The sequence below is a fragment of the Aurantimonas sp. DM33-3 genome, from assembly GCF_014334315.1.
Taxonomy (GTDB): domain Bacteria; phylum Pseudomonadota; class Alphaproteobacteria; order Rhizobiales; family Rhizobiaceae; genus Aurantimonas; species Aurantimonas coralicida.
This window is the reverse complement of sequence record NZ_JACSGS010000003.1, coordinates 158,562-175,282: the sequence shown is the minus strand read 5'-3', so window position 1 is coordinate 175,282 and position 16,721 is coordinate 158,562. Positions and strand designations below refer to the sequence as shown.

14 protein-coding genes and 2 tRNA genes are annotated in these 16,721 nt (G+C 68.7%); 9 read left to right on the top strand and 7 right to left on the bottom strand.

Annotated features, from left to right (window positions below; translation table 11 throughout):
- Positions 1-216 precede the first annotated feature (216 nt).
- From H9Q09_RS05820 to H9Q09_RS05805, 4 genes are all read right to left on the bottom strand, one after another.
- Positions 217-504: a type II toxin-antitoxin system RelE/ParE family toxin gene (locus H9Q09_RS05820; protein ID WP_187390273.1), complete on the bottom strand. Its 288-nt coding sequence runs from the start codon at positions 502-504 to the stop codon at positions 217-219.
- Positions 505-506: 2 nt separating this feature from the next.
- Positions 507-752 (bottom strand): type II toxin-antitoxin system ParD family antitoxin, encoded by a 246-nt coding sequence (locus H9Q09_RS05815; RefSeq protein ID WP_187390272.1) that lies wholly within the window; start codon positions 750-752, stop codon positions 507-509.
- A gap of 101 nt (positions 753-853) precedes the next feature.
- Complete coding sequence (gene lepA, locus H9Q09_RS05810; protein ID WP_187390271.1) at positions 854-2,665, bottom strand: translation elongation factor 4; 1,812 nt, start codon at positions 2,663-2,665, stop codon at positions 854-856.
- Positions 2,666-2,817: 152 nt separating this feature from the next.
- Positions 2,818-3,324: a hypothetical protein gene (locus tag H9Q09_RS05805; RefSeq protein WP_187390270.1), complete on the bottom strand. Its 507-nt coding sequence runs from the start codon at positions 3,322-3,324 to the stop codon at positions 2,818-2,820.
- 179 nt (positions 3,325-3,503) lie between these two features.
- Here H9Q09_RS05805 and H9Q09_RS05800 point away from each other — a divergent pair, with 179 nt between their 5' ends.
- Positions 3,504-3,980, top strand: a complete 477-nt coding sequence (locus H9Q09_RS05800; RefSeq protein WP_187390269.1) for a CYTH domain-containing protein — start codon at positions 3,504-3,506, stop codon at positions 3,978-3,980.
- A 100-nt stretch (positions 3,981-4,080) separates the two neighbouring features.
- Positions 4,081-5,043, top strand: a complete 963-nt coding sequence (locus H9Q09_RS05795) for a CHAD domain-containing protein (protein ID WP_187390268.1) — start codon at positions 4,081-4,083, stop codon at positions 5,041-5,043.
- A 186-nt stretch (positions 5,044-5,229) separates the two neighbouring features.
- Here H9Q09_RS05795 and H9Q09_RS05790 read toward each other — a convergent pair whose 3' ends face one another.
- A complete protein-coding gene (locus tag H9Q09_RS05790) occupies positions 5,230-6,249 on the bottom strand; it encodes a PRC-barrel domain-containing protein (protein WP_187390267.1) in 1,020 nt (339 codons plus the stop codon).
- Positions 6,250-6,609: 360 nt separating this feature from the next.
- Here H9Q09_RS05790 and H9Q09_RS05785 point away from each other — a divergent pair, with 360 nt between their 5' ends.
- From H9Q09_RS05785 to H9Q09_RS05765, 5 genes are all read left to right on the top strand, one after another.
- On the top strand, positions 6,610-7,689 hold the full coding sequence (locus H9Q09_RS05785) for an endonuclease/exonuclease/phosphatase family protein (protein ID WP_187390266.1): 1,080 nt from the start codon (positions 6,610-6,612) through the stop codon (positions 7,687-7,689).
- Between the two features lie 79 nt (positions 7,690-7,768).
- Positions 7,769-8,800, top strand: a complete 1,032-nt coding sequence (locus H9Q09_RS05780; RefSeq protein ID WP_187390265.1) for a sodium:calcium antiporter — start codon at positions 7,769-7,771, stop codon at positions 8,798-8,800.
- Between the two features lie 128 nt (positions 8,801-8,928).
- Positions 8,929-10,137, top strand: coding sequence for a 3-oxoadipyl-CoA thiolase (gene pcaF / locus H9Q09_RS05775; protein WP_187390264.1), 1,209 nt, complete (start codon positions 8,929-8,931; stop codon positions 10,135-10,137).
- Between the two features lie 367 nt (positions 10,138-10,504).
- The gene (locus H9Q09_RS05770) at positions 10,505-11,329 is read left to right on the top strand and encodes a substrate-binding domain-containing protein (RefSeq protein WP_187390263.1); all 825 of its coding nucleotides are present in this window, start codon (positions 10,505-10,507) and stop codon (positions 11,327-11,329) included.
- A 6-nt stretch (positions 11,330-11,335) separates the two neighbouring features.
- Entirely contained in the window at positions 11,336-13,234 is a 1,899-nt protein-coding gene (locus tag H9Q09_RS05765) for an EAL domain-containing protein (protein WP_187390262.1), read from the top strand.
- Positions 13,235-13,351: 117 nt separating this feature from the next.
- Here H9Q09_RS05765 and H9Q09_RS05760 read toward each other — a convergent pair.
- Positions 13,352-13,427: transfer RNA gene (locus H9Q09_RS05760), tRNA-Phe, on the bottom strand.
- Positions 13,428-13,755: 328 nt separating this feature from the next.
- Between H9Q09_RS05760 and H9Q09_RS05755 the strand changes: the two genes are divergently transcribed.
- Positions 13,756-13,830 (top strand) — tRNA-Thr (locus tag H9Q09_RS05755).
- Between the two features lie 12 nt (positions 13,831-13,842).
- On the opposite strand, the gene H9Q09_RS05750 is transcribed toward H9Q09_RS05755, so the two are convergent.
- Entirely contained in the window at positions 13,843-15,006 is a 1,164-nt protein-coding gene (locus H9Q09_RS05750; protein ID WP_187390261.1) for a glycosyltransferase, read from the bottom strand.
- 229 nt (positions 15,007-15,235) lie between these two features.
- On the opposite strand from H9Q09_RS05750, the gene H9Q09_RS05745 reads away from it, so the two are divergent.
- Positions 15,236-16,666: a phosphomannomutase gene (locus H9Q09_RS05745; protein ID WP_187390260.1), complete on the top strand. Its 1,431-nt coding sequence runs from the start codon at positions 15,236-15,238 to the stop codon at positions 16,664-16,666.
- The last annotated feature ends 55 nt before the right edge of the window (positions 16,667-16,721 follow it).

The window sequence follows — 16,721 nt, the reverse complement described above, 5'->3', positions numbered from 1 at the left end:
CCAGCGTGCCAGCGAGCCAGAGTGCCAGAGTGCTTGGGAGCCTGGGAGCCTGGAAGCGGCAGCACTTGGCATCTAGACGCGGCGGTTCAGGAACCCCTCATGGTGAGCCTGTCGAACCACGAGGGGTGCCCGGCGCCTCAGCCATCCCCGCCAAATCGGCAGCGAAGGCTTCATTCGGCAGGGGGCAGCAGGACGGGCGGCGTTCGGGCGGCAAAACTACGCTTCCCCCTGCCAATCCTCGTGGGCGTGGCGGATGCGCAGGATGAGGATGTCGGCGTCTTCGACGAGGTAGACGACGAGATGCGCCTTGAAGGGATGGATGCGGACCGGCGGGGAGATTTCCTGACGCTCGCGGGCCATTCTCGGATTGGCAGCGAGCAGCGCGAAACGCGCGAACAGTTCGTCGTGATAGCGGCGGGCCTGCCGGTGGCCGAAGAGACGGATGCCGGCTTCGGCGATCGCGACGAGGTCGTCTTCCGCCGCCCGCGTCAGCCGAAAGCCCATGCTCAGTCGGGCCGGTCGGCGCGCGCCTCGGCTTCGGCGAACAGGGCATCGGTGGAGTGGTTGCCGATCCCGCTGGCGAGGGCCTCGTCGACCCTGCACTGCATCGCCGCGATCGCGTCCCGGCGCTGCTTTTCCCTGTCGATGAGATCGCGCACGAAGTCGCCGGCGTCGGCATAGTGGCCGGATTTGGCCTGGTCCTCCACCCATTGCTTCATGGGATCAGACAGGGACAGTTTCACCGACGCCATCGCATCTCTCCATGCCCTGACTGTGGAAGGGCCGGGCGCGATCTGTCAATCCGGTCGTCCCCGTCCACCCGGCCGCGACCGGTGCCCGGTGATCAGCCCCGTCAGCTGTCCATCTTGAGGGCGGCGATGAAGGCTTCCTGGGGGATGTCGACCTTGCCGAACTGGCGCATGCGCTTCTTGCCCTCTTTCTGCTTGTCGAGGAGCTTGCGCTTGCGGGAGGCGTCGCCGCCGTAGCATTTGGCGGTGACGTCCTTGCGCAGGGCCGAGATGGTCTCGCGGGCGATCACCTTGCCGCCGATCGCCGCCTGGATCGGGATCTTGAAGAGGTGGTTGGGGATCAGCTCCTTCAGCTTCTCGCACATGCCGCGGCCGCGGCGCTCGGCCTGGCTGCGGTGGACCAGCATGGAGAGCGCGTCGACCGGCTCGCCATTGACCATGATCGACATCTTGACGAGGTCGCCCTCGCGGTAGTCGGCCATGTGGTAGTCGAAGGAGGCGTAGCCCTTGGAGATGGATTTGAGGCGGTCGTAGAAGTCGAAGACCACCTCGTTGAGCGGCAGCTCGTAGGAGACCATGGCGCGCTTGCCGACATAGGAGAGGTCGGTCTGGTTGCCGCGCCGCTCCTGGCACAGCTGCAGGATGTTGCCGAGATAATCGTCGGGCGTGAGGATCGTGGCCTTGATCCAGGGCTCGTGGATCTCGGCGACCTTCATCACGTCCGGCATGTCGGCCGGATTGTGCAGCTGTATGGTCGAGCCGTCGGTGAGCTTGATGTCGTAGACGACCGAGGGCGCGGTGGCGATGAGATCGAGGTCGAACTCGCGGGACAGGCGCTCCTGGACGATCTCCAGATGGAGCAGGCCGAGGAAGCCGCAGCGGAAGCCGAAACCGAGCGCGGCCGAGGATTCCATCTCGTAGGAGAAGCTGGCGTCGTTGAGCCGCAGCTTGCCCATGGCGGCGCGCAGCTCGTCGAAATCGGAGGCGTCGACCGGGAACAGGCCGCAGAAGACGACGGGCTGAGCCGGCTTGAAGCCCGGCAGCATGGAGGTCGTCTGGCGCTTGTCGTCGGTGATGGTGTCGCCGACGCGGGTGTCGGCGACTTCCTTGATCGAGGCGGTGATGAAGCCGAGCTCACCGGGGCCGAGCGCCTCGACCTGGACCATGGCGGGGGTGAAGACGCCGACCCGGTCGACCGGGTAGCGGGCATCGGTGCCCATCATGCGGATGGTCTGGCCCTTCTTCAGCTCGCCGTCGATGATGCGCACGAGGACGATGACGCCGAGATAGGCGTCGTACCAGCTGTCGACCAGCATCGCCTTGAGCGGCGCCTTGCGGTCGCCCTCGGCGGGGGCAGGCAGGCGGTGGACGATGGCTTCCAGCACGTCCTCGATGCCGAGGCCGGATTTCGCCGAGATCATCACCGCGTCGGAGGCGTCGAGGCCGATGACCTCCTCGATCTGTTCCTTGACCTTGTCGGGCTCGGCGGCCGGCAGGTCGATCTTGTTGAGGACCGGGACGATCTCGAGATTGGCGTCGAGGGCGAGATAGACATTGGCCAGCGTCTGCGCCTCGACGCCCTGCGCCGCGTCGACCACCAGCAGCGCGCCCTCGCAGGCGGCCAGCGAGCGCGACACCTCGTAGGCGAAGTCGACATGGCCGGGCGTGTCGATGAGGTTGAGGACGTAGGTCTCGCCGTTCTTCGCCGTGTAGTGCAGGCGGACGGTCTGGGCCTTGATGGTGATGCCGCGCTCGCGCTCGATATCCATCGAGTCGAGGACCTGGGCCTTCATGTCACGCAGTTCCAGCCCGCCGGTGGACTGGATCAGCCGGTCGGCAAGGGTCGATTTCCCGTGGTCGATATGGGCGACGATCGAGAAATTGCGGATGTGGTCGAGGGGCGTATTCGCGGGCATGGTGCTCATGTCGCGCGATATAGAGATTTGTAACGGTTCTTGGAAGCGCCGTTTCGCATGGACGGCCAGCGCGCGGGGATATGTGGCCGCGAAGGCGCGGCGGCGGACACCGAAAGTGCCGCCGCCGCCAACCTCAGAATGGGGCGTTCAGCCTAGTCGCAGATGGTGACCGGGCCGACATCCACGCAGCCCCTGCGGCGATCCCGCCGCCGCCGCCGCCTGCGCCGCTCGCGCCGCCGCCGCCTGCGCAGGTCCCGCCGGCGTCCGCGCCGGTCCCGCCGCCGCCGACGCCGCCGCCGACGCCTGCGACGCCGATCGTCGCGGCGCTGCGCGACCTCGTAGCTGCCATCGTCCTCCCCGTCGGGCAGGTCCGAATCCGGATCGGGCTCCGCCGCATCGGCCGGGGCCGTCAGAATGACCGTCGGGGCGACGAGCGCCAGACCGCCGGCCACGCCGAGACCGATCAGGAACCGGCGGCGCGACGGCTCGACGGTGTCCTCATCGGGTGGCCCGGCATCACGCCGTCCGGCTCCGTATTTCCAAAACATCCATTGCATGCTGTCCTCCAAGTCGACGCCGCATGGCGCCGCGCTGCCGGCTTCGAGCATGACCGGTGCGGCAATCCGGTCGGCCAGGCAGCCCTGCCAGAAGGAAAACATAGATGTATGAGAGATATGGTCCAGTCAAAATTGTCATATTCTGACGGATATGCTCGCAGCGGTGGCATTTTATTCCGCAGAGGAATGTCGGTGATTGCTGCAATGTTGTGTGGCGGAGCGACGATTCTGAGCCGTCGGGCCGGCAATTGCGGCGTTCCGCGCCGTGCGGGCGGCGGCTGATGGGGCAGGAGATCGAGCGCAAGTTCCTGGTGGCGCATGGCGGCTGGCGGGCGCTCGCCACGGGGTCGGCGCGGCTCGAGCAGTTCTACCTGTTCAGCCGGGAGGGCGCGTCGGTGCGGGTGCGGATCAGCGACGGGGCGCGGGCCCGGCTGACGATCAAGACCGGGCGGGACGGGCTGTCGCGCGGCGAGTTCGAATACGACATTCCGCTGCAGGACGCGGTGGAGCTGCGCGAGAGCCGGGTCGGCAAGCTGGTGGCGAAGACCCGCCATATCGTGCCGCTGGCGGGCGGCTGGCAGGTGGAGGTGGACGTCTTCGCCGGTGCGCTGGACGGGCTGGTGATGGCCGAGATCGAGCTGAAGACGGCGGACGACGCGCCGCCGCTGCCGGATTTTCTCGGCCGCGAGGTGACGGGCGATGCGCGCTATTTCAACTCGCAGCTGGCGCTGGAGGGAATGCCGCAGGCGCCGGATTGACGCCGGGCCGGCTTGGCAGGCGGCGGCCCGGCGCCATCTTGGCGAAGGCGCGGCCGGCGTGGTCGGTGCGCCGCAGATCCCATTCGAAGGTGCAGATGCCATGGCCTACAAGCTCGACCCCGCCGCGCCGCTCGATGCCGAGTTCCGGCGCATCGCCGGCGAGCAGCTGCGCCGGGCGGAGCGGGTGCTGGTGGCGACCGACGGCGACCCGAATGCCGCCGTGCACGAGGCCCGCAAGCGGCTGAAGAAGCTGCGCGGGCTGACGCGGCTGGTCCGCGATGCGCGGCCGGCCTTCCATGCGAAGGAAAATGCCCGCTACCGCGACCTGGCGCGAAGCCTGTCTGGGGCACGCGACAGCGGCGCGCTGGTGGAGGCGCTCGACCGGCTCGCGGAGCATTGCGGGGCGGAGGTGGCGCCGGCGGTCTTCGATCATGTGCGCAGCGAGCTGATGGCGCGGCGCGAAGCGGCGACGACGCGCGATCTCGGCCCGGCGATCGAGGCGGCGGCGCGCAGCCTGGGGGCGGCCCGCCACAAGCTCGACGGCTTCGTCATCGCCCCCAAGGACAGAGCAGGCAACGCAGCGACGATCATCGCCGAGGGCTTTGCCCGCACCCATGACCGTGCGCGGTCGGCGCTGGCGACGGCGCGCAAGGAGGGTGACAACGAGGCTCTTCACGAGCTGCGCAAGCGGGTCAAATATCACTGGATGCATCTGCGGCTGATCGCACCGCTGTGGCCGGACGCGATCGCGCCGCTGGCCAAAGCCGCCAAGGCGGTCGCCGACGGGCTCGGCCTCGACCATGATTATTCCGTGATGCGCCAGGAGATCGCGGCGACGCCTGAGGCCTTCGGCACGCCGCGCGAACTGGCGGCGCTGATCGATCGCCGGCAGGCGGAATTGCGCGCTGCTGCGCTCGATACGGCGCGGCGGCTCCTCGCCGACGATCCGGATGGCGTAAGGAGGCGGGTGAAGCGGCTGTACCGGGCCGGGCCAGTTCGAGGGGCGAGCGAGCCCGGCGCGCCGGTCGCCTCGCCGCTGGAGGTCCTGCGTCAGGCGGAGTGATCGCAGCAGGGGGTGGAGGCCGACGGACGTCATTGCGCGGTAGCGTCTTGGCGTCAGGCGGCGCCCGGTTTCGCCGGTGTGGCGGCGCGGCTCGAAGGACTATGCCCGATCAGGCGATCCGTGCCCGACGCAAAAAGGGCCGCCGGATCAACCGGCGGCCCTTCGTTCATGCGGGAGCGTCGAGGCTTACTGCTGGCCGACGGTGATCCGCGTCTCGTCTTCGAGCTCGGGATACTGATCGTCGTCGAACTCGCTCAGCGCGTCGATCTGGCTCTCGGTGACGTTCGGCGCGATCATGCCGCGGTCGGTGGCCATCAGCGAGGACAGCGGGATCGCCACTTCCTTCTCGCCGAGACCGAGGAAGCCGCCCGAGCCGATGACGGCGAAGAGACGGTTGTCGACCTTCACGATCTCCTGGATGTCGCCGAGGACTTCGCCATTGGCGCCGATGATGTCGTAATCGGTGACTTCTTCGACGGTCATCTCACGCTCGCTCGAAGAGCCCGGATTGATCGCCATGGTCTCGTTGTCGGTCGCCGAGCGCTCGCCTGCCGTCTCCTCGGAGGTCACGCGCTCCTGACGGTCCTGGCTGGCGGCGTTGCTCTGCTGCTGACGATCCGCGGCGGTGTCTTCCGAACCGTCCATCGGCGAACCATCGGCGTTCTGATAGATGATCTTCGGCTCGCCCTTCTCCTGGTTGACGGAGACCTTGGCGTCCTCGCTCTGATAGCGGATCTGCGGGCGCTGGTCGGACTGGCGGACCTGAACATTGGCGTTGGCCTGGTCGACCGTGACATTGGCCTGCTCGTCGCCATCGTCCGGGGTCTCGACCGCGGCATTGCCGGAATCATCAACGGAGACCCGCGGCTCGCCCTGGCTGACCGAGACTTCCGGCTGCGCCATCTCGACGTCGACATTCGGGTCGGGCATGCGGACGGTGATGGTCGGCTGCGGAATGTCGACGCTGATCGTCGGCGCCGGCTGGTTCACCGTGATGGTCGGCTGCGGCTGCGAAACCGAGACGTTGGGATCGGCCTGGTTGACCTGGACGTCGGGCTCCGGAACGTCGACCTTCACCGCGGGGGCATCCGGCTGGACAACAACGTCAGCGGTGGAATTTGCGTTCTCGCTGTTGTTGTCCTGAGCGAAAGCGGTGCCGGTCAGTGCCGAGCCTGCAAGAAGAGTGACGACAAAAATATTACGCATGTAATATTACCTTTCTATTCGATTGGTAACATAACGAAATCTCCGATTGAGATCCCGCTTGCTGGATGATGGCAAAACGGGGGCAGGACCAGTCTGTTCCGTTATTCGTTTTTCGGTTTTTGTAGCCGCGACGTGAAAATGGCGTCGCTGACCCGTGGCGACCTGTCCGGGGAGGGGCGGCCGGAGCGGCCGTCCCGTGCTGCGGGCAGCGCCGCGACCGACCGTCCGACCGGGGCCACGAACCGGCGCCGGACAGGAGGCGGAGCGCGCCGGGCATGATTCCGAGGGGCAGGGTCGCCGATCCTCGGTCGTGTCCTAGCTGGAATGGCCGCGAAACCGAGGCGAAGGGAAAGGCGCGCCATGAGACAGACCGGTCTGACCATTGCCGTTGCCCTGACCTTGGCGCTCGGCGTGATGACCCTGCTGCCGCTTCTGGAAACCAATGCGTGGTGGGTGCGCTACCTCGATTTCGTTCGCCTGTATGTCGGGGGTGCGCTGCTCGTGCTGATCGCCCTTCTCGGCGCCACCAGGGCCTGGCGGTGGCGAACGGGGGCGGCGATCATGGCCATCTGCGGGGTGCTGGCGGCGCTGCATCTCGCCAAGCTGCAGGTCTATATGCCGGTCGTGGCACCCATGGCCGCCGCTTCCCCCACCTGTCCGTCGGGCTCGGGCCTTTCGGTGATGGTGGCGAACGTCAAGAAGGGCAATCGCGACTTCGCGGCCTTCCGCGAGGTGGTCACCGACGCCGACCCGGACATCCTGCTGGTCCTGGAAACGGACCAGTGGTGGGATACCCAGCTGGCCGCCCTGCAGGACCGCTACCAGACCAGTATCGAGAGCGTGCCGCAGGCCGTCGAATATTACGGCCTGCATCTGTTTTCCAAATATCCGCTGGTCGATCCGGCGGCGGAATTCTGGTTCGAGACCGGCACGCCGAGCGTGACCGCCGATGTCACGCTGCCGGCCGGCACGGTCCGCTTCATCGGCATTCATCCGCGGCCGCCGCAATCCTTCGAGCATTCCACCGCCCTGCGCGACGGCACGATGGCGCAGGCGGCCCTTGCGGCGGCCGACTCGACCATGCCGACGATCCTGGCCGGGGATTTCAATGCCGTGCCCTGGGAGCGCACCTTCCGCCGCATGCTGCGGGTGGGCGGGCTGCTCGATCCGCGGGTCGGACGCGGCTATTTCGCGACCTATGATGCGGAAAGCCCGATCCTCGCCTGGCCGCTCGACCATGTCCTGTTCCAGGACGCGATCGGCCTGCGCGGCTTCTCAACGCTGCCCAATGTCGATTCCGACCATTACCCGGTGATGGCCGAATTGTGCCTGGCGCCCGACATGGCGGCCCGGCAGGGCGCCCCCGCCGAAGAGGACGGCGATCGGGAGGAACTGCGCCGGACGATCGAGGCCGCGCACGACCGCGCGGCACAGATGTAGGTCGCCAGGCGGGACCGCCATCGCGGAGGGGCCCCGGCGCACGGGGCCCGCCCGGTGAGGCACGACGAAAGGAGGCCCCATGCTGGGCTTGCAGGATGCATCGATCTGGCTCGTGGGCGGCGCCTTTCTCGCGGCGGCCGTGGCCATCGGCTTTGCCGGGTTCCGGCTGTCCTATGTGGCCGACACGCTGGCCGACCGGACGGGGATGGGCGAGGTGGTGGCCGGCGCGCTTTTCGTCGGCGCGGCGACGTCCCTGCCGGGGGCGATCACCTCGATCTCCACCGCCATGCAGGACGCACCGGGGCTGGCCGTCGGCAACGCGCTGGGCGGGCTGACCGCCCAGACGGCCTTCATCGCCATCGCCGACCTGTTCTATCGCCGGGCCAATCTCGAACATGCCGCCGCCAGCGTGACCGGGCTGGCGCAGGGCGTCCTTCTGGTGGTGCTGCTGACCATTCCGCTGATCGCCTCGGCAGAGCCGCCGGTGACGATCTGGGGCGTGCATCCGGCCTCGGTGGTGATCCTGATCAGCTATGCCTTCGGCCTGAAGCTGCTCTCCGACATCAAGGACGACCCGATGTGGAAGCCGGTCCAGACATCGGAAACGCGGGAATCGCTGTCGGACCCGGAGGAGGGCGAGGATCGCCAATCCGGCCGCTCCCTGTGGGGCCGCTTCGCGCTCTATGCCGGGATCACCGCGGTGGCCGGCTACGTCATCGGCGAGGCGAGTCTCGCCCTCGTCGACATCACCGGGATGTCTCAATCGGCAGTCGGCACGATCTTTTCGGCGGTGGCCAATTCGCTGCCGGAACTGGTCACGGCGATCGCCGCGGTGCGGATCGGCGCGGTGAGCCTTGCGGTGGGCGACGTGATCGGCGGCAATGCCTTCGAGGTGATGTTCCTCAGCGCCGCCGACTTCTTCTATGACGGCTCGATCTATGCGGCGATGGAGCCGCAGGATCGGACCACGGCGATCATCGCCATGCTGATGACCGGCGTCCTGCTGCTCGGCATGCTGCGGCGCGAGCGCACCGGCCCGGCGGGGATCGGCTTCGAGAGCGTGCTGGTGCTGCTGCTCTATGCCGGCTCGGTGGTGCTGATCTTCCTGTGATCGGCGGCCTGCGCCGCGCGTTCGGACCGGCCGCCGGAGGGCGGCGTCCGGCGGGGGGCCGGAGAGGGCATTTCCTCGGCGGCGCTTAGCCGGCATAAAGCGGCCGAACGACACTGGGAGCCCATGACATGATCGACGCCTTCATCTGCGACTATATCCGTACCCCCTTCGGCCGCTTCGGCGGCGCCCTGTCGGGGGTTCGCGCCGACGATCTGGGGGCGGTGCCGATGGCGGCGCTGATGGAGCGCAATGGCGGCGTCGACTGGGAGGCGGTGGACGACGTGTTCTATGGCTGCGCCAACCAGGCCGGCGAGGACAACCGCAACGTGGCGCGCATGTCGCTGCTGCTGGCCGGGCTGCCGACCAGCCTGCCGGGCGTGACGCTGAACCGGCTCTGCGGCTCGGGCATGGACGCGGTGATCACCGCGGCGCGGGCGATCCGCTCCGGCGAGATGGAGATCGCCATCGCCGGCGGCGTCGAATCCATGTCGCGCGCGCCCTTCGTCATGCCCAAGGCCGAGACGGCCTTCTCGCGCAATGCGGCGATCTACGACACGACCATCGGCTGGCGCTTCGTCAATCCGCTGATGAAGGCGCAATACGGCGTCGATTCGATGCCGGAGACCGGCGAGAACGTCGCCGCCGATTACGGCGTCACCCGCGAAGCCCAGGACGCCTTCGCCGTGCGCTCGCAGCACAAGGCCGCGGCGGCGCAGGCCTCGGGGCGGCTGGCCCGCGAGATCACGCCGGTGACGATCCCGCAGCGCAAGGGCGATCCGGTGGTGGTCGACACCGACGAGCATCCGCGCGGCGACACCACGGTGGAGAAGCTGGCCAGGCTGCCGACGCCGTTCCGCAAGGAGGGCGGCACGGTGACGGCCGGCAACGCCTCGGGCGTCAATGACGGCGCGGCGGCGCTGATCATCGCCTCGGGCCCGGCGGCGCGCCGCTCCGGGCTGAAGCCCATCGCCCGCATTCTCGGCGGGGCGACGGCCGGCGTTTCGCCGCGGGTCATGGGCATGGGCCCGGCGCCGGCCTCGCAGAAGCTCTGCGCCCGGCTGGGGCTGAACCCGACCGATTTCGACGTGATCGAGCTGAACGAGGCCTTCGCCAGCCAGGGCATCGCGGTGCTGCGGGAACTGGGGATTTCCGAGGAGTCCGAGCATGTGAACCCGAATGGCGGCGCCATCGCCATCGGCCATCCGCTCGGCGCCTCGGGCGCGCGGATCACCGGCACGGCGGCGCTGGAGCTGTCGCTGACCGGCGCCCGCCGCGCGCTGGCGACCATGTGCATCGGCGTCGGCCAGGGCATCGCCATCGGCCTCGAGCGGGTCTGACCGTACGACAGCGACGACAGCGACGGCGGCGAACGCGCCGTCGCGCTTCCCCCGCGGTGGCAATGTCCGGAGCCCACGGGGCGGGTCGTCGCGGATGGTGACCGCCGGTGGCCGCATGTTGGCGGCCATTGCCGGGCTGTGCTCCCGGCGCAGCGTCATGGATCAAACCGGCCGGATCGACAAAGATTCGCCCGGTCCATGCGCAGGTTTTTTAACAGATTTCCGCGCAACTGGTCCTTGCGACGATGTTCTGGGCGCAATAATATCATAGTATTACTATGTCGTTGGTTGCAGATGCATGCAATTCTGCGTGGTGAGACTCCCCGATTACTCAGTCGTCCTTAGTATGGCCGCAGGGGAGCGCCCGATGCAGTATGTGACGAAAGCCGGAATCCGCAGCCTGTCGGTCGTGCTGGGCCTTGTGGCCTTCAGCCCCGCCGCCTCGGCGGACAGCTTGCGCATCGGCGGCACCGGCGTCGCGCTGGGCGGGATGAGCCTGCTGGCCGAGGCCTTCGAAGCGGCGCATCCCGACACCGAGATCGAGGTGTTGCCGAGCCTGGGCAGCAGCGGCGGCGTCAAGGCGCTCCTGGCCGGGGCCATCGACCTGTCGGTCAGTTCGCGGGCGCTCAAGGACGCCGAGACGGAAAAGGGCGCCATCGCGCGGCTCTATGCGACGACGCCGCTGGCGGTCGTCACCTCGACCGGAACCGACGCGGCGGCGGTGACGACCCCGGACCTCGCGAAGATCTATGCCGGCACGCTGCGCGAATGGCCGTCGGGCGAGGCGATCCGGGTGGTGCTGCGGCCGGAATCGGAATCCGACACGCAGATCCTGCGCGGCCTGTCCGACGACATGGCCGCGGCGGTCGACGATGCGCTGAAACGGCCGGGCCTCGTCAGCGCCACCAACGACCAGGAAAATGCCGAGACGCTGGAGCGCCTGCCCGGTTCGGTCGGCGTGATCGCGCTTGGCCAGATCGCCACCGAAGGCCGCAAGCTGAAGGTGCTGGAGCTCGACGGCATCCGGCCGACGCCGGGCGCCACCGACCCGCGCAGCCAGCGGCTGATCAAGAGCCTCTATCTCGTCAGCACCGCGCAGACCGCGCCGGCTGCCGAGGCGTTTGTCGACTTCGTCTTCTCGCCGGAGGGCCAGGCCATCCTGGCGGCGAACGACCACACGCCCGCCGAGTAGCCGCCGATGATGTCGCAGCCCACCGAACGGGACGTGATCGCGCCGTCGATGCTGCGCTTCACGACGATGCTCGCGCTGATCGTGTCGGTGCTCGTCGCCGTCGTGCCGCCGGCGCTGCATTTCTATTACGGCCTGCATTATGCCGAGGGGAGCCTGGCCGTCGAGGCGCGGCTGAATTCGCGGCTGGTGTCGCAGATCGTCGGGCGCAATCCGCAGATGTGGCAGTTCGAGACGCTGCGGATCGACGAGATCATCGCCTTTACCGACGCGACCATGAGCAAGACCCTCCTGAATGCCGAGGGCGGGGAGGTGACCCGCATGGGCGCCGCGGCGCTGCCATGGCCGACGGTCACGACCGCCCACCCGGTCTATGATTCGGGGGCGGTGGCCGGCCGGATCCTGATCACCCAGAGCCTTTTCGCGCTGGCCAGGACCTCGGTCCTGCTGTTCCTCGTCTGCGCAGCCGGTGCGCTGGGGGTGTTCTTCGCCCTGCGCACGCTGCCGTTGCGGCTCCTCAGGCGGGCGGCGGACCGCGCCTCGTTCCTGGCCAGCCACGATCCGCTGACCCAGCTGCCGAACCGCTCGCTGTTCAACGAATGGCTGGTGCGATCGGTGGCCGATGTCGACCGGCAGGACGGCAGCATGGCGGTGCTGTGCCTCGACCTCGACCATTTCAAGGAGGTCAACGATCTCCTCGGCCATGCGGCCGGCGACGAATTGCTGCGCCAGGTCACCGAACGGATGACCGCGACCCTGCGGCGCAACGACGTCCTGGCGCGGCTGGGCGGCGACGAATTCGCCATCATCCAGAAGCATTTCGCGCAGCCGGCCGGCTCGGCGCGCCTCGCCGAACGCCTGATCGAGGAGCTGTCGAAGCCCTTCGACCTGATGGGCAACGAGGTGCTGATCGGCGTCAGCGTCGGCGTGGCGCTGCGGCGCGACCCCGAAGACCGCGACGGGCAGGATCTGCTGCGCCGGGCGGACATGGCGATGTACCGCGCCAAGAACGACGGGCGCGGCACGTTCCGCTATTTCGAAGAGGCGATGAACGACAGGCTGGTGGCCCGCAAGACACTGGAGCTGGCGCTGCGCCACGCCATCGCCCGCAACGAATTGCAGCTGCACTACCAGCCGCAGATCGACATGAAGACCAACAGCGTGAAGGGCGTCGAGGCGCTGATCCGCTGGTATCGCGGCGAGGACGGGATCGTCCAGCCGAACGACTTCATCCAGCTCGCCGAGGAGACCGGCCTGATCATCCCGATCGGCGAATGGGTCATCCGCGAAGCCTGCCGGCAGGCCGGCGACTGGCCGGAACTGACCTTCGCGGTGAATGTCTCGCCGGTGCAGTTCCGCCACGGCAATCTCGTCGAGACCGTGCGCAGCGCGCTGGCGGAGGCGGGCGTCGAGCCGCATCGGCTGGAGATCGAGATCACCGAGAGCGTGCTCCTCACTCATACGGACGAGACCATCGAGACACTGCGGGCGCTGCAGGCGATGGGGGTGCGGATCGCCATGGACGATTTCGGCACCGGCTATTCCAGCCTCAGCTATCTGCGCCGGTTCCCCTTCGACAAGATCAAGATCGATCGCTCGTTCACCTCCGACCTCGGCACCTGTTTCGATGCCGACAGCATCGTGGCGGCGGTGATCAATCTGGGCGCGGCGATGGGCATGGTCTCGAATGCGGAGGGCGTCGAAACCCTCGAGCAGGCGGAATTGCTGCGCGCCCAGGGCTGCAACGAGGTGCAGGGCTTCCTCTACAGCCGACCTGTACCCTCGGCCTCGATCGCGCAATTGCTGGCGGACTGGAAAAACAAGGCGGCCGAACTGCAACAGGCCGCGCCGGAGACCGTGGCCCAGCCCTTCGCGCGGTTAGCGCCCGAGCTGACGCAGGCGAGCTGACGCCGAACCAGGCGGTGCGCCTGACGTCTCTGCCCAGGGCGGACGCGCGCTGCGCGCAACGCACGCGGACGCGAAGAGAACCGGCTGGCGGCGTTCAGATCATGGCCTTGGGAAAAGTGGTGCCCAGGGACGGAGTCGAACCGCCGACACTGCGATTTTCAGTCGCATGCTCTACCAACTGAGCTACCTGGGCGCCTGCCACCCGCGACGGCCTCGTGAGGCGTCCGGCGAAAGCTCGGGCCTTATAGAAAAGCTCCCGGCCCCTGTCCAGCGCTCTCGTCATCGCAAATGCGAAAAAGTCTGGCGGGGCGTCGCGAACCGGCGTCCGGCCCTTGAGCGACAGGGCGCGGAGAAGGCGTTCGGTCCGAGGAGAACAGGGTTTCGTGACAGCGGGACGACGGTCGCGCCGGTTTTGGCGCGCGGTGTCGATGGGAGCGGGAGACGCTGCAGTGCAAAATCCGTCGGGAAGAGCCGAAATGACGGTTGACGCGCGCGGCGAAATCAAGGAAACAGCGCCCATCGCTGCCGTAGCTCAGGGGTAGAGCACTCCCTTGGTAAGGGAGAGGCCCGGGGTTCAAATCCCCGCGGCAGCACCATTTCTTCAAAAATCACATCGTCTGGGCCAGGTCGCGGTAGAGCTTTGCCACGGCCTGTTCGACGTCGTTCGTCGTGTAGCCGCTGGCGACGCGGGCGCGGGCGGAGGCGCCCATGCGGGCAGCGAGCTCCGGCTCGCTTGCGAAGCGGGCGAGCGCGGCGGCAAAGCCCTGCGAATCGCCGGCCGGCAGGACGATGCCGTCCTTGCCGTCGCGCACGAAGTCGCCGCAGCCGGGCACATTCGTGGTCAGGAGCGGGCGGCCGCAGGCCGCGGCTTCGAGAAGCGTGCGCGGCAGACCCTCGCCGCCGCGCGACGGCAGGCAGGCGACGTGATGGGCGGCCCAGACCGCGGCGACATCCTCGGTGCGGCCATGCCAGTCGATGAAGGGCTCGGCCGACCATTGCGCGAGCGTCTCGGCGGAAAAGGCGCGCGGATTGGACGGGTCGGGCGTGCCATACAGCGACAGGGTGACGTCGACGCCGCGGCGTCTGGCGAGGCGCACCGCCTCGACGATGGTGTCGATGCCCTTGGACCAGAGCATGCGCGCGACGACAGCGACCTTCAGGGGCGGGGCCGGCGGCAGCGGTGCCTGCGGATAGGCGGCGGGGTCGATGCCGGCGCCGCCGACGACGAGGATGCGCGGCGAATCGGCGGGCAGGCGGAGGAAGCCGGCATCGCCGGTGTTCTCCAGCAGGAATCGCGTGCGCCTTCCGGTGAGGGCGGCGCGGATGGTGGCGGCAATGGCGGCGCGGATGGCGCGGCCGGTCGTATCGCTGCGGGCGCCGAGATAGCCGAGGCCGGTGACGGCGTAGATCCGGCGGGAGATGCCGGCGAGGCGGGCCGCGGCGCCGCCGACGAGAATCGAGCGCAGGGCGATGCAATGGACGATCGCCGGCTTCTCATGTTTCAGAATCCTGGTCATGCGCCAGAGCGCCGAGGCGACGGCCTTGATGCCGACCTCGCGGCGTTCGGCCTCGAGCGGCACGATGCGGGCGCCGACCGCTTCGATGGGGCCGGCATGGTTGCGGACCCGGGTGACGACCACCGTCTCGAAACCGGCATCGCGGGCGGCCCGCGCCATGGGCAGGAAATGCGAGACGAAGAACCAGTCCTCGGTGATGATGAACACCACCTTGGGGCGGGCCGGGGACCTTGTCGTGTCGGCGGGTCTTTCCACGAAACGGCCTTCTCGTGCTATCGCCGCTGGGCGGCAGGATGTGCGGGCCGGGGCCGCGGGTCTCGCCCTTAGATCAGAGCGGCGGTCCGGGCAAACACCGGCCGCAAGGGCACGGGCTGTGGGCGCGATCGCACGCCGTGGGGCCGGCGCCGGGACAGGCCGCTGCGCGACGACGGTGCTAGCGGGTCGTGCGGCTGGCGGCGCGGGACGGACAAGCGGGAGACGACGGATGGATTCGCTGAAATTCGGAACGAGTGGACTGCGCGGGCTGGTGAGCGACCTTACCGGCTGGCCGAGCTTCGGCTACACGCTGGCCTTTCTGCGCCACGTGCGGGCGGGCGATCCGGCGGGCGCCGAGCAGATGGTGTTCTTCGGCCGCGATCTGCGGGCGAGCAGTCCGGAAATCCTCGAGGCCTGCATCGCGGCGGCCCATGCCGCCGGCTTCCGGGCGGTGGATTGCGGCGCGGTGCCGACGCCGGCGCTGGCGCTGGCGGCGATGCACCAGGGCTGCCCGGCGGTGATGATCACCGGCAGCCATATTCCCGACGACCGCAACGGGCTGAAATTCTACGGCCGCGGCGGCGAGATCACCAAGGCCGACGAGACCAGCATCGCGGCCGAGTTCGCGACCATCGCCGGGACCGATCCGCGGCCCGGGCTGGAGGCCGACGGACAGGCGGCGGAACGCGACGCGCTGGCGGTCTTCGCCCGGCGCTATACCGACTTCTTCGCTCGCGATGCGCTGGTGGGGCTGACCATCGGCGTGTTCCAGCACAGCTCGGTGGCGCGGGACCTGCTGGCGGATCTCGTGGCGGCCCTCGGCGGCACGGCGGTGGCGCTCGGACGCTCAAACGCCTTCGTGCCGGTGGATACGGAAGCGCACCGGCCAGAAGACGTGAAGCAGATCCGCGACTGGGCGGCAAAGGGCCGCTTCGATGCGATCGTCTCCACCGACGGCGATGGCGACCGGCCGCTGGTGGCGGACGCCGAGGGCACGATCCTGCGCGGCGACGTGCTGGGGCTCCTGACCAGCCGGGCGCTGGGGCTGACGACGATCGTCACGCCGGTAACGTCGAGCTCGGCGGTGGAGACGTCCGGCATTGCGAACAAGGTGGTGCGCACGAAGGTCGGCTCGCCCTTCGTCATCGCCGGCATGGCCGAGGCGGCCCAGGCCGGCGCCGAAGGCATTGTCGGCTTCGAGGCGAATGGCGGCCTGCTGCTGGGCTCGGCGGTGACCCGCGACGGGCGCAGCCTGCCGGCACTGCCGACCCGCGACAGCGTGCTGCCGATCCTCGCCACGCTGGCCATGACCAGGCGGCGCGGCATGGACCTGGCGGCGCTGGTGGCGGAGCTCGATGCCGGCCATGCGGCGGCGCACCGGCTGCAGGATGTGCCGCAGGCGGCGAGCGGCGCATTCCTGGCGCGGCTGGCCGAGGATGCGGAGTTTCGCGCCGGCTTCTTCGCGCCGGCGGGCACGGTGGCGTCGGTCGATGCGCTGGACGGCGTGCGGGTGATCCTCGACGCCGGGCCGGTGGTGCATTTCCGCGCCTCGGGCAACGCGCCGGAGCTGCGCTGCTATGTGGAGGCGGGGTCGGAGGCGAAGGCGGCGGAGCTGCTGGCCTGGGGGCTGGCGGCGGCGGAGGCCGAGGTCCGGGGCTGACGGCGCCTGGCCGCATCGCGGCGCGACGGCCCGCGCCATCGGGACGTCGCTGAAC